Origin of the sequence: Methylocystis rosea (genome assembly GCF_003855495.1) — a bacterium.
GTDB lineage: Bacteria > Pseudomonadota > Alphaproteobacteria > Rhizobiales > Beijerinckiaceae > Methylocystis > Methylocystis rosea_A.
Genome location: NZ_CP034086.1, coordinates 2,905,664 through 2,931,652 on the forward strand (window position 1 = coordinate 2,905,664; position 25,989 = coordinate 2,931,652).

A 25,989-nucleotide genomic window follows, 5' to 3' on the forward strand; every position below is an offset into this window, starting at 1 on the left:
GGGTGGCGGCGCTGAGGCTCGATCCGTTCTATCTCATCGTCGACGACGCCGACTGGCTTTCCCGCCTGCTGCCGCAGGGCGTTAAGCTCGTGCAGCTGCGGGTGAAGGATCGCGCCGAGCCCGACGTGCGGTCGCAGATCGCGACGGCGCGGGAGTTGTGCGCGCGACATGGCGCGCAGCTCGTCGTCAACGACTACTGGCGGCTCGCGTTGGAGGAAGGCTGCGACTTCGTTCATCTCGGACAGGGGGATCTCGATAGCGCCGATATCGCCGCGCTGCGCCGCGCCGGCGTCAGGATCGGCGTTTCGACGCATGATGAAGCCGAACTTGACCGGGCGCTGTCGCTCGAGGCGGACTATGTCGCGCTGGGGCCGGTCTATCCCACGCTGCTGAAACAAATGGCCTTTGCGCCGCAGGGTCTCGCCCGGCTCGCAGCCTGGAAGGCGCAGATCGGCGAGACGCCTCTAGTGGCGATCGGCGGACTGACCCCCGAACGCGCCATCGCCGCGCTTGCCGCGGGCGCCGACAGCGCCTGCGTCGTCACCGACATTTTGCGCAACGCCGAACCCGAGGCGCGCGCGCGGGAATGGCTGTCTGCGACGCAGCCATGGCGCGACGGCGAAGGTTTCTTCTCGCTGGACTACGCCGATGCGCGCGTATGCCCCTCCCCTAATCACGGCGAGCGCCTGCGGCCGATCTCGTCGCTGGTGCTTCATTACACGGGAATGCCGACGGGCGAATCGGCGCTCGCCCTGCTCTGCAATGAGCGCTCCGAGGTCTCGGCGCATTATGTCGTCAACGAAGACGGAAGCATATTGCAGCTCGTGCCGGAGGCGCGGCGCGCCTGGCATGCCGGGATAAGCTTCTGGGCCGGCGAGACCGACATGAATTCCTCTTCGATTGGAATCGAGATCGTTCACCCCGGCCACGACGACCCGCGTCCCTATCCGGCCGCGCAAATCGAGGCGACGGCGGCGCTCGCCAAGGACATCTGCCGGCGACATGCGATACCGCCCGAACGCGTGCTGGCCCATTCCGACATCGCCCCTGGCCGCAAACGCGACCCCGGCGAGTTCTTCCCTTGGGAGGAACTCGCCCGCCTTGGCGTCGGGCGGGTTGTCGAGCAAAACCCGGGTCTCGGCGCCACGACAGTCTCGCTCGGCGACGCGGGCGCCAAGGTCGCCTCGCTCCAGCGCGACCTCGCGGCTTACGGCTATCGCGTGGAGCAAACCGGCGTCTATGACGCCCAGACGGTCCAGGCGGTCGAGGCGTTTCAGCGCCACTTCCGCCCCACCCAAGTCGATGGCCGGGCCGACGGCGAAACGCGCGTGGCGCTGGCGAACCTCCTCGCGACATTGGGAGAACGGGTATGAAGGCCGTGGTCGTGACCGGCGCCTCGACCGGGATCGGCGCGTCCTGCGTCAGCCTACTGGTCGAGAAGGGGTTTCTCGTCTTCGCATCGGTCCGTAAGGATTCCGACGCCGCCGCGCTCACGGCTCGACACGGCGTGTCCGTCATTCCGCTGTTCTTCGACGTGACCGACGCCGACTCCATCGCGGCCGCGGCGCGCGACGTCGAAGCCCGGCTCGGCGACGAAACGCTCGCGGGCCTCGTCAACAATGCCGGCGTCGCCGTTCCCGGCCCGCTGCTGCATCTGCCGATCGACGACTTTCGGCGCCAGATCGAGGTCAATCTGATCGGCCAGCTTCGAATCATCCAGGCATTTGCGCCCCTGCTCGGCGCGCAGCGGCGCGGCGCGCCCGGCCGCATCGTCAATATGAGTTCGGTCGCCGGTCGCGTCGCCGCGCCTTTTCTCGGCGCCTACGCCGCATCGAAATTCGGGTTAGAGGGCATGTCGGACGCGCTGCGGCGCGAGCTGATCGTCTATGGCGTCGATGTCGTCCTGATCGAGCCGGGGATGATCGCCACGCCGATCTGGGACAAGGCCGAAGAGACTGATCTTGCTATGTTCGAGGGCACGACCTATGCCGCGCCTGGGGGGAGGATGCTGAAATGGCTTGTGGAGGCAGGCCGCCACGCGCCAGGCCCCGACGTCGTCGCGCGCGCCGTGTTGCGGGCGCTGACGGCCCCGCGCCCGCCCATCCGTATCCCAGTGTTAAGAAATCGCTTTACTGACTACACGCTGCGCAGCCTATTGCCGGCGCGGCTCGTCGACTGGCTGACGGCGCGCCGGCTCGGCCTGCTGCCGAAATAGGCAACCCGCCCGGGGACGGATCCTTCCGATCGTCCGCAACCATGTGATCTGAAAGGGAGAGGCTATGTCCAACGCCGATGACTGTGGCGCGCCGCCGAAACATGGCGCGGTTTGCTGGAACGAACTCAATGTCCGCGACGTCGAGCGCGCGAAGAAGTTTTACAGCCAAACTCTCGGCTGGAGCTTCGAGGGCATCCCGATGGAGGGCTTCACATACTGGATCATCAGTTCGCAGGGCGCGCGGGTCGGCGGCATGTTCGAGATGAAAGGCCCGGAACTGGCGGGCGTTCCAGAACATTGGCTGACCTATATCGGCGTCGATGACGTGGACGCCCGCCTGGAGAAGGCCAAGGCCGCCGGGGCCATCATCTGCAAGGACGCCTTGGAGATCCCCGGCGTCGGCCGCATGGCGGTGCTGCAACAGCCGGGCGGCGCCTTCGTCGCCTGGATGACGCCAAAACCGCCTAGCGCCTAGGCGGAAGGTCTGACCTCATCGCCGTCTAGGGCATGCTCGCGGCGCGAAGATCAGAAAGCGTCGTCATCGCCGCCGTCGTCTATTTCCGGAGCGCTTGACCTTGCGGCCGTTACGGGCGACCTATCGGCGTCCGCAACGACCGCCGAAACGACCGCCATGAACGAAGCCGCATCAGAGACCCGTCTGCCCGACCCCGTCGTCGCCGAACCGGCGCCCCGCCGGCGCACATGCGCGGTGGCTATTGGCGCGGGCCCCGGCGCGGTGATCGTCGGCGGCGGCGCGCCGGTCGTCGTCCAGTCCATGACCAACACCGACACCGCGGATGTCGAATCGACCGTGACGCAGGTTCTGGCGCTGGCGCAGCAGGGCTCGGAGCTGGTGCGCATCACCGTCGATCGCGACGAGGCGGCGGCGGCCGTGCCGCATATTTTCGAGAAGCTCGCGCAGAAGGGATGCCACGTCCCGCTGGTCGGCGATTTCCATTACATCGGCCACAAGCTTCTCGCCGATCATCCCGCCTGCGGCGAGGCGCTCGCCAAATACCGCATCAATCCCGGCAATGTCGGCTTCAAGGAAAAGAAGGACAAGCAGTTCGCCTCGATCGTCGAACTTGCCGCCAAGCACGGCAAGGCGGTGCGGATCGGCGCCAATTGGGGCTCGCTGGACCAGGAGCTACTAACCTATCTCATGGATTTGAACCACGCCTCGGACCGGCCGCTCGACGCTCGGGCCGTGACCCGCGAGGCGCTGGTCCGCTCGGCGCTGATGTCGGCGCGGCGCGCCGAAGAAATCGGCCTGCCGAAAAACCGCATCGTCATTTCGGCGAAGGTCTCGGCCGTGCAGGACCTCATCGCCGTCTATCGCATGCTGGCGGCGCGCAGCGACTATGCGCTGCATCTTGGCCTCACCGAAGCCGGCATGGGCTCGAAGGGCGTCGTCGCGTCCTCGGCCGCGCTCGGCGTGCTGCTGCAGGACGGCATCGGCGATACGATCCGCGTGTCGCTGACGCCCGAACCCGGCGGCGACCGCGCGCTCGAAGTGCGCGTCGCCCAGGAAATTCTGCAGACCATGGGCTTTCGCACCTTCGTGCCGCTCGTCGCGGCCTGCCCCGGGTGCGGGCGCACCACCTCGACCGTCTTTCAGGAACTCGCGCGCGACATCCAGGCGCATATCCGCGAGCGGATGGCGGCCTGGCGCGCGCAATATCCAGGCGTCGAGACGCTCAATGTGGCGGTGATGGGCTGCATCGTGAACGGTCCCGGCGAGTCGAAACACGCCGACATCGGCATTTCGCTGCCCGGCACCGGGGAGACTCCGGCCGCGCCCGTCTTCATCGACGGCAAGAAGGCGATGACCTTGCGCGGCGAGGGCATCGCCGAGGAATTCACCCGCATCGTCGACGATTACATCGTGCGCCGCTTTGGCGGCGGCGCGAAGGGCGAAGCGGCGGAGTAGGCGCCCACCCCAGCCCTCCCCCGCTTCGCGGGAGAGGGAGCAGACTGCGCCATCATCCCGATTTCGCAAAAGGCTGCGCGATCCAGTTCGCGTAATGCTGATCGTTTGCGTCCCCTCTCCCGTCCGAAGTCGGCTGTTGCCGACTTCGGCGTCGATGCGCAAACCGGGAACACCCGGTATGCCAAGCGGGGGAGGGACAGGGAGGGGGCGCTAGCAATGCTCTTGCAGCGCCGCCGCGACCCGTCGCAGATCGCGCCAGGCGGCGGGCTTCAACGCCGCGCTCTTCAGCATCGCCTCAAGACTGGAAAAAACGAAGGCGCGCGCGACATGCGCGCCGCAGCGCGCTTCAAACGCCTTGCCGCGCAGCTTTCCCACCGGCTCGTTGGTCGTCAGCATGATCCGCGCCGGCGCTTCGCCAAAAATCAGCAGAACGTCAGGCCGCGCCAATTCGACCCGGCGTCGCGCGAATGGCGCGAAGATCGCCGCTTCGTGCGGGCTGAGCGCGCGATCGCCGGGCGGGCGCCAGGGCGAGACATAGGCGAGAGCAGCGCTTGAGCGATCGAAGCCAATCGCCGCCAGCATATTGTCGAGGAGTTTCGCCGAAAGCCCGCTGAACGCCTCGCCGCTTGTTTCTTCCGTCACGCCCGGCGCGGCGTCGAACGCCATGAGTCGCGCTGCCGGCGCGCCGGCGCCGAACAGAAAATGCTGCGCCATGTCGCGAAAGGGCGCGTGCGGAAAATCGGCGAGACGCGCGGCGAGTTCGTCAAGATCGCGCGCGCTGGACGCCTCCTGCTCCGCGGCGCGAACGGCCTCATCCGGCGCGGCGATCGGCGCCGCGGCGCGGCGCGGGGGGTCGGCGCCCTGTGGCTGTAACGGGATCGGCGGCGCTCTTGTGTCCAACGCCTGGGGGCGCTGCGCCACGGCAGCCCGCGCGCTATCGGCGTAGCGGTCGTGCGGCGTCTCGTCGAGCCCAAGATCGACGCCGCTCTCGACATACCAGTCGAGAAGCGCCCGGAGCGCGGCGCGGGTTTCAGGCGTGGAAGATGGAGCCATGAGCGACATTACCGCAGGCTGCGAAAGCCGTCATGGCCTCGTTTCAGCAGCCTCAACAGCAGCGAAACGCGCGCTCGCCGCCGGCGCCGAAACGCGCATTCTCGCGCGCCCGGAAAAATTCGTCGCGCGTCATGATCGCCTCGCCGTCGTGGAGCGCGCGGACATGCGCGACATAGGCGTCGTAATCGCCCTGCCCGACCATCAGCTTCGCGCCGTCGCGCAGCTTGCGCGCGAGACGATTGAGATCAAGCCCCGGCAGGCTGCAGATCGTGCAATTCATCCTCGGTCTCCCGCGTGGTGACATGCTCAGCGGCGCGCGCGGCGCGGATGGCTCTGATGGCGAAGCCGAGCATCGCCAGAACCAGCGCGACATAGATCGCGCAAAGCGTCGCGTCGACATAGTCGTTGAAGATGACGCGCTGCATCTCGGCGAGAGTCTTCGCCGGCGCCAGCAGCTGATCCTTATTGGCGGCGGCGGCGAATTTTCTCGCATGCGCCAGAAAGCCGATGCGCGGATCCTCATGGAAGATTTTCTCGAAGGCCGCCGTCAGCGTGCAGATATAGAGCCACGCCGTCGGCGCGATAGCGACAAAGGCGTAGCGCTCGCGCTTCATCCGATAGAGCACGACGACGCACAGCGTCAGCGCGATCGCCGCGAGCATCTGATTGGCGATGCCGAACAACGGCCACAGCGTGTTGATCCCGCCGAGCGGATCGATCACCCCCTGATAGAGGAAATAGCCCCAGCCGCTCACGGCGATGGCGGTGGCGGCGAGGTTCGGGGCCCAGGCGCGCGTATTCCCGAAGGCGGGAAAAAAGGCGCCGAAGAGATCCTGGATCATGAAGCGCGCGACGCGCGTGCCGGCGTCGATCGTGGTCAGGATGAACAGCGCCTCGAAAAGAATCGCGAAATGATACCAGAAGGCTTTCGCCGCCGAGCCGCCGACGGCGGAAGAGAGAATATGCGCCATGCCGACGGCGAGCGTCGGCGCGCCGCCGGTGCGCGACAGAATCGTCTTCTCGCCGACTTCGGCGGCGACGCCCGACAGCGTCTCCGGGGTGACCGCGAAGCCCCATGAAGAGATCGCCGCCGCGGCGGAGTCCGGCGTCGCGCCGATCAGCGCCGGCGCGCTGTTCATAGCGAAATAGACGCCGGGCTCCAGCACGCTTGCGGCGATCAGCGCCATGACCGCGACGAAGGACTCCATCAGCATTGCGCCATAGCCGATGAAGCGGGTCTGCGTTTCGTCGCCGATCATCTTAGGCGTCGTGCCGGAGGACACAAGCGCATGAAAGCCCGACACGGCGCCGCAAGCGATGGTGATGAACAGAAACGGGAAGACGCTGCCGGCGAAGACCGGGCCGGTGCCGTCGATGAAGCGGCTGACCGCCGGCATCTGGAGGTCGGGCCAGACGATGAAAATGCCGATCGCGAGCGACAGGATCGTGCCGATCTTCAGAAAGGTCGACAGATAGTCGCGCGGCGCGAGCAACAGCCACACCGGCAAGACGGAGGCGACGAAGCCATAGCCGATGAGCATGAAGGCGAGGGTCTCGGCCTTGAAGGAGAAGAGCGGCGCGAGCAACGCGCTCTCCGACACGGTGCGGCCGAGCGCGATGCTCAGGAGCAGCAGAACGAAGCCGATCGCCGACATTTCCCCGATGCGCCCGGGCCGCAGATAGCGGCCGTAGACGCCCATGAAAACGGCGATCGGCAGCGTCGCCAGAACGGTGAACGCGCCCCAGGGACTATCCGCGAGCGCCTTGACCACGACGAGCGCCAGCACCGCCAGCAGGATGATCATGATGGTGAGAATGCCGATCATGGCGATGACGCCCGGCACGCGGCCCATCTCGGTCTTGATGAGATCGCCGAGCGAGCGCCCGTCGCGGCGCGTCGAGATGAACAGGACGAGAAAATCCTGCACGGCGCCGGCGAAAATGACGCCGGTCAAAAGCCACAAGGTTCCGGGCAGATAGCCCATTTGCGCCGCGAGCACCGGCCCCACTAGGGGGCCGGCGCCGGCGATGGCCGCGAAATGGTGGCCAAACAACACCCATTTGTCGGTCGGCACATAATCGAGCCCGTCGTTGCGCCGATGCGCGGGGGTGCGGCGGCGCGCATCGAGCCCCAGCACCCGCTCGGCGATGAAGCGCGAATAGAAGCGATAGCCGATGGCGTAGGTTCCGATCGCCGCCGTGACGAGCCACATGGCGTTGACGTTCTCGCCGCGTGAGACCGCGAGCGTGTAAAGCGAGAACAGCACGAGGGCGAACACAAGCGCCCAGGGAAACAGCTTCAACGTCTGACGGCTGTCGGCGATGTTGATGATCGACATTAGGACCCCGATTAGCGCGCACTCTCGGCGCATCGAGTTCAACGAAACTTATAATTTTGCGAGGGTCAAGGGATCGCGGCGGCCGGCGAAATATTTGTGCAGAGCCTCGCCGAAAAGCGGCTCTTGCGGCGCCGCCGCCGCAAACAACGTCATCGACGAATGAAACTTCAAATCATCGGGAGAGCCGAAGATTTCATGCGCGCTGCGGCCCCCGACTTTGTTGACGAGTCCGACGCATTCTTTGAGCCGGGCGCCCAATAGGGGATGCGCGAGATAGGCGTGCGCCTCGGTCAGCGAGCGGATGGCGTAGCGCTGCGCCATGGCGCTTGCGCCCAGGCCTTCGAGCTGCGGAAAAACGAACCACATCCAGTGGCTGCGCTTGCGGCCGGCGGCGAGTTCCGCCGTCGCGGCCGCATAGATCGGATCCTGCGCCACGACGAAGCGGGCGAGGTTGTAAGGATCGTCCGAGGCGCCGGTCATGACCAAATCCTTTGATCAACGCCGATGTGATTCCCGACGCGCGCCACGCGCGCGATCGGGAATACAGAGCAAGACTAACATTCTTGAATTGGCTCTGGATTCCCGGTCGGACCTCGGTCCGCCGGGAATGACAAAGTACTCCGCGTCACTCCGCCGCTTCAGCCGCTAAAGGCGTGTAGTTGAGAATGGGCGCGAGCCAGCGTTCGACCTCGCGCGCCTCCATGCCCTTACGGCGGGCGTAATCTTCGACCTGATCGCGTTCGATCTTGGCGACGCCGAAATAATGCGCGCTCGGATGCGCCACATAGAGCCCGCTGACGGAAGCGGCCGGCGTCATGGCGTAACTTTCGGTCAGCTTCACGCCGGTGCGTTTTTCGACGCTGAGCAGATCGAAGATCGTCGCCTTTTCGGTGTGATCGGGCTGCGCCGGATAGCCGGGCGCCGGACGAATGCCGGCGTAGGGTTCGGTGGTCAGCGCTTCGGGCGCGAAATTCTCTTCACGCGCATAGCCCCAAAACTCTTTGCGCACGCGCTCATGCATGCGCTCGGCGAAGGCCTCGGCGATACGATCGGCGAGCGCCTTGACCATGATCGAGCCATAGTCGTCATTGGCGCGGGCGTAGCGCGCGGAGATCTTTTCTTCTTCCGCGCCGGCGGTGACGACGAAGGCGCCGACGTAATCGGCCTTGCCGCTCTCCTCGGGCGCGACGAAATCGGCGAGCGCGAGATTGGCCTTCCCGTCGCGCTTGGGCAATTGCTGGCGCAGCGTGTGCAGCGTCGCGATCCGCTCATTGCGCGACTCGCCATTGTAGAGCGCGATGTCGTCGCCGACCGAATTCGCTGGCCAGAAGCCGATGACGGCTTTGGGCGTGAACCAGCGCTCCTCGACAATCCGCTTCAGCATGGCGCGGGCGTCGTCGTACAGCGTGCGCGCCGCCTCGCCGCGCTCGGGATCGTCGAGCAGCGACGGATAGCGCCCCTTGAATTCCCAGGTCTGGAAGAACGGCGTCCAGTCGATGTAGGGAACGAGTTCGCCAACGTCATAGCTCGCAAAGGCGCGCGCGCCGCTAAAGGAGGGCTTCGGCGGCTCATAGGCGGCCCAGTCAATTTTATAAGCGTTGGCGCGCGCCTGCGTGAGCGGCACCCGCAGCTTGTCGGCCTGCGCGCGGGCATGCGCCTCCGCGAGGCGCTCATACTCAAGTCGGGTCTGCGCGACATAATCGGGGCGCGTCTTGTCGGAGACGAGCGCCTGCGCGACGCCAACGGCGCGGCTCGCGTCGGTGACATAGACCGCCTGGCCGCGTCGATAATTGGGACTGATCTTCACCGCCGTATGCACGCGGCTCGTCGTCGCGCCGCCGATGAGAAGCGGCGTGTCGAGACCTTCGCGCTCAAGCTCAGAGGCGACGAAGCACATCTCGTCAAGCGATGGCGTGATGAGGCCGGAAAGACCGATGAGATCGACCTTTTCCTTCTTGGCGACTTCGAGAATTTTTGCGCAAGGCGTCATCACGCCAAGGTCGATCACCTCGAAGTTGTTGCAGCCGAGCACGACGCCGACGATATTCTTGCCGATGTCGTGAACGTCGCCCTTCACCGTCGCCAGCAGGATTTTGCCGGCAGTGGAGCGCTCGCTCTTGTCGGCCTCCATGAAGGGCATGAGATAGGCGACCGCCTGTTTCATCACGCGCGCCGACTTGACGACCTGCGGCAGGAACATTTTGCCCGAGCCAAAGAGATCGCCGACGACATTCATGCCGGTCATCAGCGGGCCTTCGATCACGTCAAGCGGGCGCGTGGAGCGCTGACGCGCCTCTTCCACATCCGCTTCGACATAATCGGTGACGCCGTTCACGAGCGCATATTCGAGACGCTTCTCGACGGTGTTCTCGCGCCAGGCGGCGTCCTTTTCCTGGGTTTTGCCGGCGGCGCCCTTAAATTTTTCAGCAATTTCGACGAGGCGCTCGGTCGAATCCTTACGGCGGTTCAAGACCACGTCTTCGCAAAGCTCGCGCAGCTCGGGATCAATCTCGCCATAGACCGCAAGCTGGCCGGCGTTGACGATGCCCATATCCATCCCCGCCTGAATGGCGTGATAGAGGAACACCGAATGCATCGCCTCGCGCACGGGCTCATTGCCGCGGAATGAGAAGGACAGGTTCGACACGCCGCCCGACACATGCACATGCGGCAGGTCGCGCTTGATGACGCGCGTCGCTTCGATGAAATCGACGCCGTAATTCTCATGCTCCTCGATGCCCGTCGCGACGGCGAAAATATTGGGATCGAAGATGATGTCCTGGGGCGGAAAGCCGACGATCTCGGTCAAGATTTTATAGGCCCGCGTGCAAATCTCGGTCTTGCGGGCGAAGGTGTCGGCCTGGCCCTTTTCATCGAAGGCCATGACCACGACGGCGGCGCCATAGCGGCGCACTTTCTGCGCGTCGGCGATAAATTTCTCTTCGCCTTCCTTCATCGAGATCGAATTGACGACGCCCTTGCCCTGCAGACATTTGAGGCCGGCTTCAATCACCGCGAATTTGGATGAATCGACCATCACCGGCACGCGGGCGATGTCGGGTTCGGCGGCGACGAGGTTGAGGAATTCCACCATGGCGCGTTCGGAATCGAGCAGGCCTTCGTCCATATTGACGTCGATGACCTGCGCGCCGTTCGCCACCTGATCGCGCGCGACATCGAGCGCCGCGGCATAGTCGCCGTTGGTGATGAGCTTGCGGAACTTCGCCGAACCGGTGACATTGGTGCGCTCGCCGACATTGACGAAGGGAATGTCCTTGGTGAGCGTGAAGGGCTCCAATCCAGAAAGACGCAGCATCGGCTCGATGATCGGGATCACGCGCGGAGCGACGCCTTTCACGGCGCCGGCGATCGCGGCGATATGGTCCGGCGTCGTGCCGCAGCAGCCGCCAAGCACATTGACAAGACCGGCGGTTGCGAATTCGCCGACGAGCTCCGCCATATATTCGGGGCTTTCGTCATAAAGCCCGAATTCATTGGGGAGGCCGGCGTTGGGGAAGGCGCAGACGCGCGTATCGGCGATGCGGCCGATCTCGGCGATATGCTGACGCATCTCGCGGGCGCCGAGCGCGCAGTTGAAGCCGATCGAAAAAGGCCTGGCGTGGGCGAGCGAATTCCAGAAGGCGACCGCGGTCTGACCGGACAGGGTCCTGCCCGAGAGATCGGTGATGGTGCCGGAGATCATGATCGGAAAACGGGTTCCGACCTCGTCGAACGCGTCCTCGAGCGCATAGAGCGCCGCCTTGGCGTTCAGCGTGTCGAAAACGGTTTCGACGAGCAGAATGTCGGCGCCGCCTTCGAGGAGGCCGAGCGCCGCTTCCTTATAGGCGGCGCGCAGCTCGTCGAAGGTGACGGCGCGGAAGCCCGGATTCGACACGTCGGGCGAGATCGACGCGGTGCGATTGGTTGGGCCAAGCGAACCGGCGACGAAGCGGCGCACGCCGGTCTTCGCCGCGACTTCGTCGGCCGCCGCCCGCGCCAGCCGCGCGCCCTCGCAATTGAGTTCGAACGCGAGATGCTCAAGCCCGTAGTCGGCCTGAGCAATTGTCGTCGACGAAAACGTGTTGGTCTCGATGATGTCGGCGCCGGCTTCGAGATAGGCGACATGGATCGCCTTGATCGCGTCGGGCTGCGTCAGCGTCAGCAGGTCATTGTTGCCACGCAGATCCTTGGCGTGATCTGTGAAGCGCGCGCCGCGAAAATCGCCCTCCTCGAATTTGTGGCGCTGGATCATCGTGCCCATCGCGCCGTCGAGAATGAGGATCCGGCGCGACGCCGCCTCGTCAAGAGCTTTCAAAATATTCGGGCCGTGAGATGTCTCGAAGGTCATGCAAGAGCCTTTTCGCGAAGAGGACGAACGCCGAGCAAGTGGCAAATGGCGAAGACGAGGTCGGCGCGATTATTTGTGTAGAAGTGGAATTCATTCACGCCGGCGCGCGCCAGGCTCATCACCTGTTCGACGGCGGTCGTCGCGGCGATGAGCGCGCGCGTCTCCGGGTCTTCGTCGAGTCCGTCGAAGCGCTCGGCGAGCCAGCGCGGCACGCTCGCCCCGGCCTTTTGCGCAAAACCCGCAACCTGTTTGAAATTGCGGATCGGCATGATGCCCGGCACGATCGGAATGGTGATCCCCCGCCCGCGCGCTTTGTCGAGGAATTTGAAGTAGACGTCATTGTCGAAGAAAAACTGCGTAATGGCGCGCGTCGCGCCAGCGTCGACCTTCGCCTGAAGCGCGTCGAGATCCTGTTCGATCGAGGCGCTTTCAGGATGGCCTTCAGGATAGGTCGAGACCGAAATCTCAAAATCGCCAATCCGGCGAATGCCTCTCACGAGATCAGTCGAATGGGCGTAGCCCTTCGGATGCGCCTCAAATCGCGAGCCGACGCCGGTCGGCGGATCGCCGCGCAGCGCCACGATATGGCGAACGCCGGCGTCCCAATAGTCGCGCAGGATCGCGTCGATGTCTTCGCGCGCGGCGGAAACGCAGGTGAGATGCGCGGCAGGCTTCATTTCGGTCTCGCGCACGATGCGCGCGACGATCGAATGGGTGCGCTCGCGGGTGGTGCCGCCGGCGCCATAGGTCACGGAAACGAAATGCGGCCTCAGCGCCGCAAGTCGATTGATCGTCTGCCAGAGCTGCGTCTCCATCTCCGGCGTTTTGGGCGGGAAGAATTCATAGGAGATCGCAAACTGATTGGGCGAGGCCGTGGGATGAAGAGCGTTAAACATCAGGCTGTCTCATAAGATGCAGTGGGAATGGGATCGGCGATGACGCGCGGATCGCGCGCCAGCCACAAGGATACGGTGAGCTTAGCCCCCTCGTTTGCGTCGGGCGCCAATTCGCGGCGCTGAACGACGTCAAGCCCCGCCTGCGCCAGCAGCCCGGTGATTTCGGCGTCGGAAAAGCCAAGACGGCGGTGCGCGTGCTTGTCGCGGAGCGCCTCTTCCTGATGCGGGGCAAAGTCGACGACAAGCAGACGGCCGCCGGGGGCGAGCACCCGCGCCGCCTCGCGCAAGGCGCGGCCCGGATCGTCGAGAAAATGCAGAACCTGATGCATGATCGCGAGGTCGATGGAGTTGCGCTCGGTCGGCAGCGCATAGATGTCGCCCTGGCGCAGTTGCACATTGTCGAAGCCGGTCTCTTCGAGGCGGCCGCGCGCGACGCCGAGCATGGCGGAGGAAAGATCGACGCCGACGGCGCGTTCCGCCTGGGGCGCGAACAGCTCAAGCATTCGGCCGGCGCCGGCCCCAAGATCGAGCAGGTTGCGCACCGGTCTGTCGCCGACGACCTGACGCATCGCTTCTTCGACGCGCTCCTCGGAAACGTGCAACGCGCGGATGCGATCCCACTCCTCGGCATGCGCGGCGAAATAGCGGGCGGCGTTCTCGGCGCGCGCGTGACGCACTTGGGCGAGCCTGGCGCGATCGCCGGCGAGAAGGGCGTCGTCGGCCTCGAGCCAGCCCACGATGGCGCGCGCGAGGGCGCCTGCCGGCCCGGCCGGCGACAGCCGGAAGAACGCCCAGGCCCCTTCACGCCGGCGTTCGATAAGGCCGGCCTCGACGAGGAGCTTGAGATGGCGCGAGACGCGCGGCTGAGACTGGCCCAGGATCGCCACGACCTCGCTGACCGTCAGCTCCGACTGGGCGAGCAACGCCAGAAGACGCAGGCGCGTCTCCTCTCCGGCGGCGTTCAGCGCCGCGAGCGTCGGGTCGAGGGCCAATTTGGCGACGGACTTCATGAGCGCTCCGTGAGACATAAAGATATCTATATACGTCAAATTGGTTGAGCGCAACCATGGTCGCCGTTTTTTGACGGCGGAATGGTCTTGACCGAATCCCAAACCGGGTTCATCTTTTCGTTACATCGCACCTGTCGATCCGACAGCATGATCGGCAGGTTCGCTCGGGCGGGACCTCGACGCGAATGCGATTCAGGATAGGCTCAGACACCCCCTGTTGATGGGCCGAACCGAGCAGCAGTGTTGCGAGAGGAGCATGACGCCACCGGGTCAGACCATTTGACCGGCGTTTGGTTCCGGTCACTGGGCGGGCAGGAGCAGCTGCCTGATCCGTCCATCCTCCGAGACAATCGACAATCTTCCGGGCGGCCGAAAGCAAAGGCCAAGCGTCGGGCGCCCGTTCACAGACTGGACAATCCAGACTAGCTTCCAAGAGAAGCAAATGGCCCCGTGAGCTTACGCCACGGGGCCTGTTTTATTTTCCATCAGCTAAAAATGGGTTCCGGGCGAAAGCCTAACACAACGGTCGGCCCTTCGCCTTTCAAGGCGAGGCTCGGAACCAGGCGCTGGGCCGACTATGCCGGCGCCTTCTCTTCTTCCTTGCTGACGACCTCCAGGAAGGTCTCCGCCGCCTCGCGCCGCTCGAAGACATGCGGCTGCAGACCGCGCTTGGAGAGCGCCTCTTTCATTTTGAGCCGCGCGAAGGCGCTCGTCGCATAGCGGGTCGTCGTCAGATAGTAGCGCTGGCTCATATAGTCGATCATTTCGGCGTAATCGTCGTAGAGCGCCTCATTGATCTTCCAGCCGTCGTGATTGACGACCGAGTTGACGCGCTTGCCGACCTTGTCCGACGCCTCGATCAGCGTCTTGCGCAGATCGTCGATGTCCTTCTTGGTTCGCGCGTGCCAGCCTTCGAGATTGACGAAAAGGATGTTGCGGTCCGCGTCGTAGGTGACGCGATCGGACATGTTGAGATTGATCAGGTCGGCGAGCAGCCCCATCGGCTCGTCGATGAAGATGCGCTTATCCATCAGTTCGGCGTGTTCGATGATGGGCTTGAAGTCCATATGCGCCAGGATGTCCTTGTCGATATCGATCCCCGGCGCGACTTCGATCAGTTCAAGCCCCTTGTCGACGAGTTTGAACACGCAGCGCTCAGTCACGTAATAGACCGGCTGCTTGCGCTTTTGCGCGAACTTGCCGGAGAAGGTGATCTGCTCGACGGCGTTGAGGAACTTCTTGTTCCGGCCTTCCTGCAGAATGTTCACCTTGCCGTCGGCGATTTCGACGCGCAGTCCGCCATTGGTGAAGGTGCCGGCGTAAACGACGAGGCGCGCGTTCTGGCTGATGTTGATGAAGCCGCCGCAGCCGTTGAGGCGGCCGCCGAATTTCGAGGTGTTGACGTTGCCCTGCAGATCGCACTCGGCCATGCCGAGACAGGTCATGTCGAGACCGCCGCCGTCATAGAAATCGAACTGCTGATTCTGCTGGATGATCGCGTCGGCGTTGGTCGCGGCGCCGAAGCTCGAACCCGAAGCGAGCACGCCGCCGATCGCGCCGGCTTCCGTCGTCAGCGTGATGTAGGGCGTCATCTTTTCTTCGTTGGCGACGGCGGCGATGCCTTCCGGCGCGCCGACGCCAAGATTGACGACGCCGTTCGGCGGCAGCTCGAAACTCGCGCGGCGCGCGATGACCTTGCGTTCGTCGAGCGGCATCTTGGCGAACTTTTCGACCGGCACCCGGACTTCGCCCGAAAGCGCCGGATTGTGGATCACACCATAATTCATGCGGTGCATTTCCGGCGGATCGGCGACGACGACGGCCGAGACGAGAATGCCCGGTATATGCACGTCTTTCGGCTTGATCGAGCCCTGTTCGACGATGCGCTCGACCTGCGCGATGACGAGACCGCCATTGTTATGCGCGGCCATGGCCTGAGCGAGATTGTCGAGGACGAGCGCCTCGCGCTCCATCGAAATATTGCCGGAAGGATCGGCTGAGGTGCCGCGAATGAAGGCGACGTCGATCTTGGTGGCGATATAGAAGAGCCACTCCTCGCCCATGATGTTATGGTATTTGACCATGTCCTCCTTGGTGCGGTCATTCACCTTGCCGCCGCCAAAGCGCGGATCGACATAGGTATAAAGACCGACTTTGGAGAAGAGTCCAGGCTGGCCGGAGGCGCAGGCGCGGTAGAGCTGCGAGATGACGCCCTGCGGGAGATTGTAGCCGCAGATCTTGTTCTCCTGCGCCGCCTGGGCGACCTTCGGCATGCGGCCGAAATTGGCGGCGATGACCCGGCGCAGCAATCCTTCGTGATGAAAGCGCCCCGTGCCTAGGCCCTTGGAGTCGCCGGCGCCCGCGGTCATGATCAGCGTGAGGTCGCGCGGATGCTGGCTCTCGACGAAGCGCTTTTCCAAAGCGGCGTGCAAGGCCTCGGGAATGCAGCTCTGGACGAAGCCGGTGGTGGTTACGACGTCATTGTCGCGAATGAGCGCAATCGCCTCGTCGGCGGTAATGACTTTGTTGTTCGCCATGTCCTCAGGGTTCCCTCGCTCCCCACTCTTTATTGGTTGCGGACTGTTGACGTCGCCGCTCTGGTGGGCGTTTTGCACAAAATGAGCGCTCAACCGTAGAGACCGGGCCGCTCTTGCGCAATAGCGGCGATGCGCCGCAGTTCGGCGGCAAGCTCGCCAATGCGCGGGAGATTGGCCCTTAGAGCGCTTACCGATCACATGAAATCATGTGATCGATAAGGAACCGCTCAAGATCTAAGTATTGGAGCAGGTTCTCATCGAAAAAGTCTGTCAACCTTTTCGGAACCTGTTCTAGTCGCCTCGGTAGACGCAGCCCTCGAAACAGCTGTCGCGAAAGACCCCAACTTCGGCAAGACCCGGCAATGTCGGCGAGAGGTCGCGCCAGATGTAGGCGCAGAGATTTTCGAGCGTCGGCTTCCCGAGGCCTTCGAGGTCGTTGAGAAACGAGTGATCGAGGCTTTCGCGCAGTTCCGCGAGCCTACGGCCAAGCTTGCCGAGGTCCATCACCCATTGCTCTTCGAGGGTGGGCGCGCCGCGCAGGGTCACGCGCACGCGAAAGGAATGGCCATGCAGATTGCGGTATTTGCCGCCCTCTGGAGCCTCGGGATCATAGAGCGCGTGCGCCGCCTCAAAGTAAAACTCCCGAAAGACCTCGAAACTCGACACCGTCACTTCACCCCGATCGCCTTGTGGGTTTGCACAGACAGACGCCAGCGCGGATGCGCCAGACAGTAGCTGACCGCGGCATCCGTATTGCGCGAAACATCCGGCCCGTCCATGGGCTGCAGTAGAAAATGCGCGAAGTCGAGCCGCTCATAAGCGGCGGGGTCGACGCCCTGCTGGGGGTAGACGAGCTTCAACTCCGCGCCGCGCGTCTGGGCCAGCGGCGCGCCGCCCTTGGGCGACACGCAGATCCAGTCGATCCCAAAGATGACGGGCAGCGTGCCGTTCGTCTCGATGGCGATCTCAAAGCCCTGCCCATGCAGCGCCGCGACCAAGGCCTCGTCGATCTGCAGCATCGGCTCGCCGCCGGTCAGCACCGCGAAGCGTCGTTCGCGGCCTTCGCCCCACAGCCTCGCCAAATGGTCGGCAAGCGCCGAGGCGTCGGCGAACTTTCCCCCGCCCTCGCCCGCGAAGCCGACGAAATCCGTGTCGCAGAACTGGCACTGCGCGGCGGCGCGATCCTCCTCGCGCCCGCTCCAAAGATTGCAGCCGGCAAAGCGGCAAAAGACCGCGGCGCGGCCCGCGTTGACGCCCTCGCCCTGCAGCGTTTTGAAGGCTTCCTTGACGATGTAGGCCATTGTTCGCTCTAGATCACGCTGCATTTGGGCGAAATCGCCCAAATGCAGTAACGTGATCGATCTCAAAGTTCTAGAGCGCGCTTGACGCGAAACGGCATCCACTTTTTCGCAGCGCGCTCTAGCGCGGACGCCGCGCGGCGTAAAGCGAGGCCGCCTCTTACCCGTTCTTGGGAAGCTCCTTGTCCTTGCCGTCAGGTTCGGGCGCGGGCTGCGGGCGCGGGTCGAGGCTGCGGATATAGGAGACGATATCCTCGATCTCCTTGCGCGACAGATGCATGTCGGGCATCGGCGGATGCGGGTCCATCAGGAAATGGCCAAGCTTCTTCTTGTCGGTTCGGCGCTGGGCGATATCGAAGAAGGACGGCGCGTCGGCCGAGGCGCTGGTTTGATCCGACGTCACCACATGGCAGGACGCGCACCATCGCTTCGCGACGATCGCGCCGCGCTGGGCGTCGCCCGCCGCGATCGCCAAATTTGCGAAAGCGGCGCTCCCGCCGACGAGGGCCATAGCGAGCGTAAGACGTCGAAGCTGCATGTGGTTTTCCTTAAGCGGGAGCCGTCGATTCGCTTCGCATGAAAGCACAAGCGCGGCTCGCTGGGTATCGGCGCCTCTTCTGCAAGCTTGCGTCAGGACGACGCGTGTCCGCGGGCGCTGCTGCATTTTTGCAACAGACATGTGTTCTGATTGCAACAGTACGGCGGATTAACATCTTGCCCACGATTGTCGCTGCTGCAGCCCCTTTTCAGACACAAAAGCTGAGCTAAGGTGATCGGGTCACAAGCTCATTCGAGATGCGGAGACAGGCGCCGAAAGATTTCCCTTTCGGCCGCAGGTTCCTTCTTTCCCTCTCGCTGATCGGCGGTGACGGCTGGCGTATGGGCCTCAAAGACGTCGGGCGTCTTCAGGGTTGAAGGAAGTCGGAACATTATGGTCGGAAGCGTTCATACGGGCGTGATTTCAGCCTTCAGGCGCAAGAAGCGCGCGGCATTGCCGATCTGCCTTTTCGCGACGAGCCTGGGCATGCTGGTGACGGCTTTTGTCGCGCCGGCGCCGGCCCTTGACGCGCCTCGAACGGCCGCGAGAGCCGAGTCGCAACCTCTGCCGATATTCAAGGATCCGCGCGAGGCGCTGCGCGCCGGAGTCGAAAGCTACCATGCCGGCGACGCCGCGACATCGGTGACGGCGCTACGCTATGCCGCAGAAGGCGGCGAGCCGCTGGCGAAGTGGAAGCTTGGCAGGATGTACGCCGAAGGCGACGGCGTCATTCGCGACGACGCCAAGGCTTATGAATATTTTGCCCAAATCGTCGATCACTACGCCGACGACGAGCCGGATCCGCGCGAGCGGTCGATGGCGGCGAGCGCCTTTGTCGCCGTGGGCGTCTATCTGCGTGACGGCGTTTCAACCGCAAAGATCAAGCCCGATCTCGATCGCGCATTCGATCTGTTCCGTTACGCCGCGACCTATTTCCGCAACGCCGACGCGCAATACAATCTGGCGCGCATGTATCTCGAGGGAGCCGGCGTGAAGAAGAACGTCCGCCAGGGCGTGAATTGGCTGGAGCTCGCGGCGCGCAAGGGCCACCCGCAGGCGCAGGCGATGCTCGGCCGGATGATGTTCACCGGCGAGGCGAGCGGCGAGCCGGAGCGTGCGCGCGGACTCATGTATCTGACCCTGGCGCGCGACGCTGCGGGCGGCGCCACTCGCGACCAATGGATCACGGATTTGCACGCCGAAGCGCTGAATTCCGCCAGCGACGCCGACCGTAGCGCGGCCGTCACCATGCTCGAAGGCTATTTGCGCGAACGCAACTGACGTTCAGATTTCAACCGGCTTGGGCCGCAGCGCCCTTGAACTTCACCGGAATACTCAAGAAGCGCGCGCCATCGCCGCGCGGCGGCGGAAACTTGCCGGCGCGAATGTTCACCTGAATTGAGGGGAGCAGCAGCCGCGGCGCGGCAAGCTCCCGATCGCGCTTCTGTCGCCGGGCCACGAAGTCCTCCTCGCTGACGCCGTCCTTGATCTGCACATTCTTGGCGCGCTGCTCGGCGACGGTTGTTTCCCAAGCGTAGACGTCTCGTCCCGGCGCCTTGTAGTCATGACACATGAAGAGCCGCGTCTGCGGGGGCAGCGAAAGAATGCGGCGGATCGATCGGTAAAGCGCATGCGCGTCGCCGCCGGGGAAATCCGCGCGCGCCGTCCCATAGTCGGGCATGAACAGCGTGTCGCCGACAAACACCGCATCGCCGATCTTATAGGCGACGTCGGCCGGCGTGTGGCCGGGCGTGTAGATCGTTTCGCCCTCGAGCTCGCCGATCTTGAATCGCTCCCCGTCCTTGAAGAGATGGTCGAAGCAGCCGCCGTCGGCCGTTACGTCCTCAGCCCCGAACACCGGCTTGAAGATCGCCTGGACCTTGTCGATGTGTTCGCCGATGCCGATCTTCGCGCCCGTCGCCGTTTTGACAATCTGAGCGGCGGAAAGGTGGTCGGCGTGCGCATGAGTTTCGAGAACCCAATCGATTTTTAATCGTTCCCGCGCCGCCTCGGCGAGGATCGCGTCGATTGAATGCGAATCGGCGACGCCGCTCGCCGGATCATAATCGAGCACGGGATCGACGATCGCCGCGCGCTTCGTTGCGGGGTCGCTGACGATATAGGTGATCGTGTTGGTGGGCTCGTCAAAGAAGGCCCTGACGGACGGCGCCTGCGGCATCGATCTCTCCTTCATTGCAGCGCTCAAGCGCTTCTCTTCGTTCGTGCTTTCGCCTTTTCCTGCTTGCGTCGTCAGATATATGCGCTATAGCTAAATAAGCAATAGCTAATATTATACGCGCGAAGGAGCGACATGCTGACGGCTCTTCCTCTGGACGCCGTGCTTGGTCTGATTTCCGGCGGACTCGTCGGTTTTACGCTGGCGCTCGTCGGCGGCGGCGGCTCGGTGCTGGCGGTGCCGCTTCTCGTCTATCTTGTCGGCGTGCCCAATCCCCATATCGCGATCGGCTCAAGCGCCGCGGCCGTCGCCGTCAACGCCCTGATGAGTCTCGCCAATCATGCGCGCGCACGGACCATCAAGTGGCGCTGCGCCTCTGTCTTCGCAGTTTTCGGGGTTGCTGGCGCATTCGGCGGATCGACGCTCGGCAAGATCATTGACGGCGAGAAGCTTCTCGCGCTGTTCGCGCTGCTGATGGTCGTCGTATCCTATCTGATGCTGCGCCGCCGGGGCGCGCTGGGCTATCCAGCGGTCAGGCTCAATCGCGAGAATTTCCCCCGGCTCGTCGGCGCTGGCGCCATGGCCGGCGCGCTTTCGGGCTTCTTTGGCATCGGCGGCGGCTTCCTGATCGTGCCGGGGCTGATGTTTGCTTCCGACATGCCGATCTTGAACGCCATCGGCTCGTCGCTCGTCGCCGTCGCCGCCTTCGCGGTGACAACTGCGGCCAACTACGCTGCTTCAGACCTCGTGGACTGGGAGCTTGCCGGGACGCTCGTGCTCGGCGGCGCATTTGGCGGATTGATCGGGGCTGCGGCGGCGCGACATCTGTCGAAGATGCGCGGGGCGCTGAGCGCCGTGTTCGCGACGGTCATCTTCGCGGTGGCGCTTTATGTTCTCTGGCGCAGCGGCGGTGCGCTCGGTCTACTCGATCACGCGGCGAAATCGGCGTAGATCGCGACGTGATCGGAAGGTTTCTCGCCGGCCCGCATCGATTTGACGATCTCCACCCGCGCCAGCCGATCAGCTGCTTGCGGCGAGAGCAGAAGATGATCGATGCGAAGCCCCTTGTTCTTCTGCCAGGCGCCGGCCTGATAATCCCAGAACGTATAGAGCCCGCCTTCATCCGACGTCGCTCGAAGCGCGTCGGCATAGCCGAGATTGACCAGGCGCTGATAGGCGGCGCGGGTCTGCGGCAGGAATAATGCGTCGCCGAGCCACGCGGACGCCTCATAGACGTCGCGCGGCTCCGGGATGACATTGTAGTCGCCGGCAAGCACCGTCGGCTCTTCGAGGCGAAGCAGCGCCTCCGCATGGCGCGTCAGCGTCTCCATGAAGGCGAGCTTGTAGAGATATTTCTGCGTGTTCGGCGGATTGCCGTTTGGCGCATAGATCGAGGCGACGCGCATGACGCCGCCGGCGCCGTCGGCGATGACCGCTTCAATGTAGCGCGACTGCGCCTCGCCGTCGAAGCCCGGCAGACCGAGAGTGACGTCCTGAAGCGGCGATTTGGAGAGGATCGCGACGCCGTTGAATCCCTTCTGCCCGTGGACAGCGACGTTATATCCGGCGTCTTCGATTTCGAGCCGCGGAAAAACGTGATCCTCGCACTTCGTTTCCTGCAGGCAGAGCGCGTCCGGCGCGGCCTCGCGCAGAAAGGCAAGAAGCGGCGCGAGACGCTGCCTGACAGAATTGACGTTCCAAGTCGCGATGCGCACCGTCGGCTCCCAACGCCGCGCGCGTCAATCGAGACGATATGTGGCGTGGCAGGCGTTGCAGGCTTGCACGACTTGCGACAGTTCGGCAAGCGCGGGACGCATGTCGCCGCCGGGCCCGATCTTGGCCGCCTCCTGCGCGAATTTGCTCGCCTGCTCATGCATCGTTAGACCAAGCGCGCGCATCTCGTCGGGCATGTGATGCGCCATCATCGCCGGCATATCGCCGAGTTCGCCGCTCTTGGCGTTCGGCTTGCACGCCGCGGCGCCGGATGACGCCATGCCGAGGCGCGTGTCGGCGATTTTCGCCGCGCCCGCGCCGTCGCCCTTGCCCAAGGCCGCCAGGATCTCGGCGACCGACTCGGCATGCCCGCGCATATTGGCGAGCATGTGCGCGCGCATCGGCGCCGGAAGGTCGACCTCCTGGCGCGTGTCGCGCATCTTCGGCGACATTTTCATGTGCTCCATATTCATCTGCTTCATATGCGCGCCGTGATCGTCTGTGTCGTCGCCCGCGATAGCGGCGGCGCCGAACAACGAGAGCCCGCATGCCGCAGCGAAGAAAAGTCTTCTCATTCTGGCCTCCCCCTTTATGTGACAACGGCGAGCGTAGCGCGCCAGGCGCCGCCGCGCGCGGGACGAATCGTCACGGCGGCGCGCCAGCGGGCAAAGTAATGATTTGGCCCTGGCGCAACTTTTTATGATTGAGCGCCGGATTGGCGGCGGCGATGTCGCGCCAGCGTTTTTCGTCGCCATAGAGCCGTTTGGCGATCGCGCGCAGCGTGTCGCCGCGTCGCACCGTATAGGTCTTCGGCACGGCGGCCGAGGCTGGAGCGCTTTGCGTCGCTTGAGGCGCGCCCTGAACCGCCGAGGCGACAGGGGCGGATGGCTGAGATGGCGCGGCCGGCTTTGCATCGACGACGACGAACTCCCCGCGCAACATGCCCATCCAGCAGCTCCAGGGAATGACGCCTGTCTTTTCCGGCGTGAATTCGATCGTCTGCCGTCCCGGCTTGACGTCGAATTCGAGGTTCAAGGATGGAACCAGGATACGATTATTGCAGGTCGTCACTTGCGTCGCATTGATCACCCATTTGACCGGCACGCCGCGCAGCAGCGTGAAGCGGCTGGGCGCAAAGCCGAGGCCATTGGCCTCCATCTCGATGGTTTGAGTCTTCGGCGTGGCAGAATCCTGCGGTGATTGGTCGAACTCAACGGGCGCCGGGTTTCGCCAGTCCGTCATCAGCGACGCGAGATCGGCGCCCGAGCCTGTGAGGATCAGTCCGCGATTGATCATCACCGCGCCAAGCGCGACGACGATCACGCCCGACGCGGTCAGCAGACGATGCGTCACCGCCCCCGAGAGCACTGTCGTCAGCGCGCCGAAGGCGAGCATCACTGGCAAGGTTCCAAGGCCGAAGACGAAGAGCGTCTTCGCGCCTTCAACGGGGCTGCCGGTCCCGGCCGCCATGACATACATCGCCTGCAACGGTCCGCAGGCGATCATCAGACCGTTGAGAAGACCGATCACGAACGGTCGATGGCGCGCGCCGCCGGCCTCGCGGTTCACCCAGTTCTGCAGCGGGCCAGGCAGTCCGAGCCGGAAGCGGCGCAGCGGCGCGAAGAGCCCCAGCATGTTGAGGCCGAAGATGAGCAGGAACGCGCCCGCCGCGACTCCGGCGACGCCGCGCAGCATTGGCGTAAAGGCGATGAAGGCGCCCAGCCAGCCGAATGCCGCGCCGATCGCCGTGTAGGACAGCGTCTTTCCGGCGCCATAGGAGAGGTGCGAGACGAAGGACGAGCGTCCCGCCCGCGCGTCGGCCGCCGCATAACTCACGACAAAAGCGCCGCACATGCCCACGCAGTGGAAGCCTGTCAGGAGCCCCAACAGAAACAGGAGGCCGAGACTCATATGCTGGGCGATGTCAGGTTCGCCCTCTGCGCTGATCCAGCGCGTATCGAACAGAATCAATCCGGCGAGTCCGGCAAGCGCGGCGACGATGATCGCCAATCTGATGAAAGGCGAACGCCGACGCTGCGCCTCTTCCGTTAGAACGACGCGATAGCCGTTCTGCTCGACGCTGTTGCGAATGGCGCTGAAATTGGTCGCATCAGCGTCATAGTCGACGACGACCGTCTCGGTGGGATAGCTGGCGGAGACGCTGCGCACGCCGGCGAGCTTTCTAACCGCAGCCTCGATGACATGTTCGCAGCCGTGGCAATGCATGCCGCGTGCGTGAAAAGTGATCGCCGTTTCATTCATCTAGGTTAACGCCTCGCCGCGCAGCGTCGGACCACGACCGACGCTCCGGCGTCGGCCGCGCTGCTCATTCCATCTTCGCGCCGTGGCCTGTGCGAGAGGAACAGAGTTATTTTCTGAGTTACTTGCCGAGTTACTTGCCGAGCGTATCCATGCCCAGAAGCTTATAAGCAGGGCAGAAGTTGACGAAGGCCGTGGTCAGCGGAATGAGCCCGACCAGTCCCCATAGCGACTGCGGACCGATGAAGACGAGGCTGAGCAAGAGGAGTCCGGCGACGATGCGGATGATCCGATCGGTCCTTCCGATATTGGCTACCATGACTAATCTCCCTTCTCTCGCGGCGATCGTAATGTCAGGCTATCGCCTCGCATGAGATCGCACAGCGACTAAGTCTCGCTTGAGGCGCGACTGCTATTTCTGCCTGTCGTCGTCGTCGAGCTCGAGCCACATGGCGTTGAGAATGGCGAAGGCGCAGGCAAGCCCAAGCCCCAATATCCAGGAAAAATACCACATGCCGCGTTTTCTCCCGCTCAATAGTAGTAATCGTCGCCGCGACGGATCGCCGCCTCGCTCACTGCGCCGCGCAGCACGTAGTAGACCCAACTGGTGTAGGCTAGGACGATCGGCAGAAAGACGATCACCGCGACGAGCATGAGCGAGAGCGTCACTTTGCTCGACGACGCGTCCCAGACCGTCAGGCTTTGGCTCGGATGCGTCGATGACGGCAGAAGGAAAGGGAACATGCTGAAGCCCGCCATCGCCGCGACGCCGGCAACCGACAGGCTGCTCGCGATAAGCGCTAGTCTTTTCACCGACAAGGCGAAGGCGAGCGCGGCGACAAGCGCGCCCGTGTAAGCCAGCGCGGGCGCAGCGATCATCCAGGGATAGGCGCGGTAATTGTCGAGCCAGGCGCCGGTCTCCCGCGTCACCGTCTTCGACAATGGATTGGATGGCCCTGCGTGGTCGATGACGCCGACGATCCGATAACCTTCGACGCCAAGCATCGTCCACAATCCAGCGGCCGAAATGAGCAGAACAAGCAGGATCGCGGCGAGCGCGCCATATCGGCGGGCGCGGACGGCGACATCGCCCTCGCTCTTGACGCTGAGCCAGCCGGCGCCCTGCATGGCAAGCATCGTCACGCTGACGAGTCCGCAGAGCAAAGCGAAGGGATTGAGGAGGCCGAGAAGGCCGCCCTCATAGGTCGCGCGCAGCGTCTGATCAAAATGAAAGGGAACGCCCTGCAGAAGATTGCCGAAGGCGACGCCGAAAATCAGCGCGGGGACAAATCCCGAAACGAAGAACAGCCAGTCCCAGGTCTCACGCCAGCCGCTCTCTTCCCTCTTGCCGCGAAATACGATGGCGACCGGCCGCAGGATGAAGCCGATGAGGACGAGCAGCATCGCCAGATAAAACCCTGAGAAGGACACCGCATAGAGCGGCGGCCAAGCGGCGAAAACGGCGCCGCCTCCGAGAATGAACCAGACCTGATTGCCCTCCCAGACGGGTCCGATCGTGTTCAGCGTCACGCGCCGCTGCGCATCGTTGCGGGCGATGAAGGGATGCAGCATGGCGACGCCAATGTCGAAGCCGTCCATGACGGCGAAGCCCGCGAGCAGGACGCCAAGCAGCGCCCACCAGATGAGACGAAGCGTCATATAGTCGAACATCGCTTT

General features: G+C 64.0%; 24 protein-coding genes. 6 read left to right on the top strand and 18 right to left on the bottom strand.

What is annotated here, in order from left to right:
* Positions 1 to 2: 2 nt before the first annotated feature.
* The 4 genes from EHO51_RS21320 (at position 3) to ispG (ending at position 4,145) form a co-directional block, all read left to right on the top strand.
* A complete protein-coding gene (locus EHO51_RS21320) occupies positions 3 to 1,373 on the top strand; it encodes a thiamine phosphate synthase (RefSeq protein ID WP_348629943.1) in 1,371 nt (456 codons plus the stop codon).
* Entirely contained in the window at positions 1,370 to 2,215 is an 846-nt protein-coding gene (locus EHO51_RS14095; RefSeq protein ID WP_124739413.1) for an SDR family oxidoreductase, read from the top strand. The genes EHO51_RS21320 and EHO51_RS14095 overlap by 4 nt, the downstream gene beginning before the upstream one ends.
* A 64-nt stretch (positions 2,216 to 2,279) precedes the next feature.
* The gene (locus EHO51_RS14100; protein ID WP_124739414.1) at positions 2,280 to 2,690 is read left to right on the top strand and encodes a VOC family protein; all 411 of its coding nucleotides are present in this window, start codon (positions 2,280 to 2,282) and stop codon (positions 2,688 to 2,690) included.
* 156 nt (positions 2,691 to 2,846) lie between these two features.
* On the top strand, positions 2,847 to 4,145 hold the full coding sequence (gene ispG / locus EHO51_RS14105; protein ID WP_124739415.1) for a flavodoxin-dependent (E)-4-hydroxy-3-methylbut-2-enyl-diphosphate synthase: 1,299 nt from the start codon (positions 2,847 to 2,849) through the stop codon (positions 4,143 to 4,145).
* Between the two features lie 210 nt (positions 4,146 to 4,355).
* On the opposite strand, the gene EHO51_RS14110 is transcribed toward ispG, so the two are convergent.
* From EHO51_RS14110 to EHO51_RS14160, 11 genes are all read right to left on the bottom strand, one after another.
* Complete coding sequence (locus tag EHO51_RS14110) at positions 4,356 to 5,198, bottom strand: uracil-DNA glycosylase (protein ID WP_124739416.1); 843 nt, start codon at positions 5,196 to 5,198, stop codon at positions 4,356 to 4,358.
* Positions 5,199 to 5,250: 52 nt separating this feature from the next.
* Positions 5,251 to 5,478, bottom strand: a complete 228-nt coding sequence (locus EHO51_RS14115) for a YbdD/YjiX family protein (RefSeq protein WP_123174565.1) — start codon at positions 5,476 to 5,478, stop codon at positions 5,251 to 5,253.
* A complete protein-coding gene (locus tag EHO51_RS14120; RefSeq protein ID WP_124739417.1) occupies positions 5,444 to 7,537 on the bottom strand; it encodes a carbon starvation CstA family protein in 2,094 nt (697 codons plus the stop codon). The genes EHO51_RS14115 and EHO51_RS14120 overlap by 35 nt, the downstream gene beginning before the upstream one ends.
* A 48-nt stretch (positions 7,538 to 7,585) precedes the next feature.
* On the bottom strand, positions 7,586 to 8,017 hold the full coding sequence (locus tag EHO51_RS14125) for a DUF1810 domain-containing protein (protein ID WP_124739418.1): 432 nt from the start codon (positions 8,015 to 8,017) through the stop codon (positions 7,586 to 7,588).
* A 145-nt stretch (positions 8,018 to 8,162) separates the two neighbouring features.
* On the bottom strand, positions 8,163 to 11,885 hold the full coding sequence (metH, locus tag EHO51_RS14130; protein WP_124739419.1) for a methionine synthase: 3,723 nt from the start codon (positions 11,883 to 11,885) through the stop codon (positions 8,163 to 8,165).
* Positions 11,882 to 12,781: a methylenetetrahydrofolate reductase [NAD(P)H] gene (gene metF, locus EHO51_RS14135; protein ID WP_124739420.1), complete on the bottom strand. Its 900-nt coding sequence runs from the start codon at positions 12,779 to 12,781 to the stop codon at positions 11,882 to 11,884. The genes metH and metF overlap by 4 nt, the downstream gene beginning before the upstream one ends.
* A complete protein-coding gene (locus EHO51_RS14140) occupies positions 12,781 to 13,791 on the bottom strand; it encodes an ArsR/SmtB family transcription factor (RefSeq protein ID WP_029649453.1) in 1,011 nt (336 codons plus the stop codon). Before EHO51_RS14140 ends, metF begins: the two co-directional genes overlap by 1 nt.
* Before the next feature lie 575 nt (positions 13,792 to 14,366).
* Positions 14,367 to 16,328, bottom strand: a complete 1,962-nt coding sequence (locus tag EHO51_RS14145) for an acyl CoA:acetate/3-ketoacid CoA transferase (protein ID WP_124739421.1) — start codon at positions 16,326 to 16,328, stop codon at positions 14,367 to 14,369.
* A gap of 291 nt (positions 16,329 to 16,619) precedes the next feature.
* Complete coding sequence (locus tag EHO51_RS14150) at positions 16,620 to 16,994, bottom strand: 6-pyruvoyl trahydropterin synthase family protein (RefSeq protein ID WP_124740173.1); 375 nt, start codon at positions 16,992 to 16,994, stop codon at positions 16,620 to 16,622.
* A 2-nt stretch (positions 16,995 to 16,996) separates the two neighbouring features.
* Entirely contained in the window at positions 16,997 to 17,629 is a 633-nt protein-coding gene (queE, locus tag EHO51_RS14155) for a 7-carboxy-7-deazaguanine synthase (protein WP_124739422.1), read from the bottom strand.
* Positions 17,630 to 17,786: 157 nt separating this feature from the next.
* Complete coding sequence (locus tag EHO51_RS14160) at positions 17,787 to 18,164, bottom strand: c-type cytochrome (RefSeq protein ID WP_124739423.1); 378 nt, start codon at positions 18,162 to 18,164, stop codon at positions 17,787 to 17,789.
* Between the two features lie 393 nt (positions 18,165 to 18,557).
* On the opposite strand from EHO51_RS14160, the gene EHO51_RS14165 reads away from it, so the two are divergent.
* Positions 18,558 to 19,445 (top strand): tetratricopeptide repeat protein, encoded by an 888-nt coding sequence (locus EHO51_RS14165; protein WP_124739424.1) that lies wholly within the window; start codon positions 18,558 to 18,560, stop codon positions 19,443 to 19,445.
* 10 nt (positions 19,446 to 19,455) lie between these two features.
* Here the strand turns inward: EHO51_RS14165 and EHO51_RS14170 are convergent, their stop codons facing one another.
* Positions 19,456 to 20,343 carry an MBL fold metallo-hydrolase gene (locus EHO51_RS14170; RefSeq protein ID WP_124739425.1) on the bottom strand — a complete coding sequence of 296 codons (888 nt, stop codon included), beginning with the start codon at positions 20,341 to 20,343 and terminating at the stop codon, positions 19,456 to 19,458.
* Positions 20,344 to 20,475: 132 nt separating this feature from the next.
* Between EHO51_RS14170 and EHO51_RS14175 the strand changes: the two genes are divergently transcribed.
* Positions 20,476 to 21,291: a sulfite exporter TauE/SafE family protein gene (locus tag EHO51_RS14175; RefSeq protein WP_124739426.1), complete on the top strand. Its 816-nt coding sequence runs from the start codon at positions 20,476 to 20,478 to the stop codon at positions 21,289 to 21,291.
* Here the strand turns inward: EHO51_RS14175 and xth are convergent.
* The 6 genes from xth to cydB form a co-directional block, all read right to left on the bottom strand.
* A complete protein-coding gene (gene xth / locus EHO51_RS14180) occupies positions 21,270 to 22,055 on the bottom strand; it encodes an exodeoxyribonuclease III (RefSeq protein ID WP_124739427.1) in 786 nt (261 codons plus the stop codon). The genes EHO51_RS14175 and xth overlap by 22 nt on opposite strands.
* A gap of 24 nt (positions 22,056 to 22,079) precedes the next feature.
* Positions 22,080 to 22,628 carry a cytochrome c gene (locus EHO51_RS14185; protein ID WP_124739428.1) on the bottom strand — a complete coding sequence of 183 codons (549 nt, stop codon included), beginning with the start codon at positions 22,626 to 22,628 and terminating at the stop codon, positions 22,080 to 22,082.
* Between the two features lie 70 nt (positions 22,629 to 22,698).
* Positions 22,699 to 24,315, bottom strand: coding sequence for a sulfite exporter TauE/SafE family protein (locus EHO51_RS14190; RefSeq protein ID WP_124739429.1), 1,617 nt, complete (start codon positions 24,313 to 24,315; stop codon positions 22,699 to 22,701).
* A 130-nt stretch (positions 24,316 to 24,445) separates the two neighbouring features.
* On the bottom strand, positions 24,446 to 24,631 hold the full coding sequence (locus EHO51_RS14195; RefSeq protein WP_018406346.1) for a YgaP family membrane protein: 186 nt from the start codon (positions 24,629 to 24,631) through the stop codon (positions 24,446 to 24,448).
* Positions 24,632 to 24,724: 93 nt separating this feature from the next.
* The gene (gene cydX / locus EHO51_RS14200; protein WP_018406347.1) at positions 24,725 to 24,826 is read right to left on the bottom strand and encodes a cytochrome bd-I oxidase subunit CydX; all 102 of its coding nucleotides are present in this window, start codon (positions 24,824 to 24,826) and stop codon (positions 24,725 to 24,727) included.
* Positions 24,827 to 24,843: 17 nt separating this feature from the next.
* Positions 24,844 to 25,983 (bottom strand): cytochrome d ubiquinol oxidase subunit II, encoded by a 1,140-nt coding sequence (gene cydB / locus EHO51_RS14205; RefSeq protein WP_124739430.1) that lies wholly within the window; start codon positions 25,981 to 25,983, stop codon positions 24,844 to 24,846.
* Positions 25,984 to 25,989: the final 6 nt, after the last annotated feature.

Excerpts from the sequence above, each read along its gene's own strand:
- EHO51_RS14095 (WP_124739413.1), top strand. The coding sequence starts at position 1,370 with ATGAAGGCCGTGGTCGTGACCGGCGCCTCGACCGGGATCGGCGCGTCC.
- EHO51_RS14100 (WP_124739414.1), top strand. The coding sequence starts at position 2,280 with ATGTCCAACGCCGATGACTGTGGCGCGCCGCCGAAACATGGCGCGGTT.
- ispG (WP_124739415.1), top strand. The coding sequence starts at position 2,847 with ATGAACGAAGCCGCATCAGAGACCCGTCTGCCCGACCCCGTCGTCGCC.
- EHO51_RS14110 (WP_124739416.1), bottom strand. The coding sequence starts at position 5,198 with ATGGCTCCATCTTCCACGCCTGAAACCCGCGCCGCGCTCCGGGCGCTT.
- EHO51_RS14115 (WP_123174565.1), bottom strand. The coding sequence starts at position 5,478 with ATGAATTGCACGATCTGCAGCCTGCCGGGGCTTGATCTCAATCGTCTC.
- EHO51_RS14120 (WP_124739417.1), bottom strand. The coding sequence starts at position 7,537 with ATGTCGATCATCAACATCGCCGACAGCCGTCAGACGTTGAAGCTGTTT.
- EHO51_RS14125 (WP_124739418.1), bottom strand. The coding sequence starts at position 8,017 with ATGACCGGCGCCTCGGACGATCCTTACAACCTCGCCCGCTTCGTCGTG.
- metH (WP_124739419.1), bottom strand. The coding sequence starts at position 11,885 with ATGACCTTCGAGACATCTCACGGCCCGAATATTTTGAAAGCTCTTGAC.
- metF (WP_124739420.1), bottom strand. The coding sequence starts at position 12,781 with ATGTTTAACGCTCTTCATCCCACGGCCTCGCCCAATCAGTTTGCGATC.
- EHO51_RS14140 (WP_029649453.1), bottom strand. The coding sequence starts at position 13,791 with ATGAAGTCCGTCGCCAAATTGGCCCTCGACCCGACGCTCGCGGCGCTG.
- EHO51_RS14145 (WP_124739421.1), bottom strand. The coding sequence starts at position 16,328 with ATGGCGAACAACAAAGTCATTACCGCCGACGAGGCGATTGCGCTCATT.
- queE (WP_124739422.1), bottom strand. The coding sequence starts at position 17,629 with ATGGCCTACATCGTCAAGGAAGCCTTCAAAACGCTGCAGGGCGAGGGC.
- EHO51_RS14160 (WP_124739423.1), bottom strand. The coding sequence starts at position 18,164 with ATGCAGCTTCGACGTCTTACGCTCGCTATGGCCCTCGTCGGCGGGAGC.
- EHO51_RS14165 (WP_124739424.1), top strand. The coding sequence starts at position 18,558 with ATGGTCGGAAGCGTTCATACGGGCGTGATTTCAGCCTTCAGGCGCAAG.
- EHO51_RS14170 (WP_124739425.1), bottom strand. The coding sequence starts at position 20,343 with ATGCCGCAGGCGCCGTCCGTCAGGGCCTTCTTTGACGAGCCCACCAAC.
- EHO51_RS14175 (WP_124739426.1), top strand. The coding sequence starts at position 20,476 with ATGCTGACGGCTCTTCCTCTGGACGCCGTGCTTGGTCTGATTTCCGGC.
- EHO51_RS14185 (WP_124739428.1), bottom strand. The coding sequence starts at position 22,628 with ATGAGAAGACTTTTCTTCGCTGCGGCATGCGGGCTCTCGTTGTTCGGC.
- EHO51_RS14190 (WP_124739429.1), bottom strand. The coding sequence starts at position 24,315 with ATGAATGAAACGGCGATCACTTTTCACGCACGCGGCATGCATTGCCAC.
- EHO51_RS14195 (WP_018406346.1), bottom strand. The coding sequence starts at position 24,631 with ATGGTAGCCAATATCGGAAGGACCGATCGGATCATCCGCATCGTCGCC.
- cydX (WP_018406347.1), bottom strand. The coding sequence starts at position 24,826 with ATGTGGTATTTTTCCTGGATATTGGGGCTTGGGCTTGCCTGCGCCTTC.
- cydB (WP_124739430.1), bottom strand. The coding sequence starts at position 25,983 with ATGTTCGACTATATGACGCTTCGTCTCATCTGGTGGGCGCTGCTTGGC.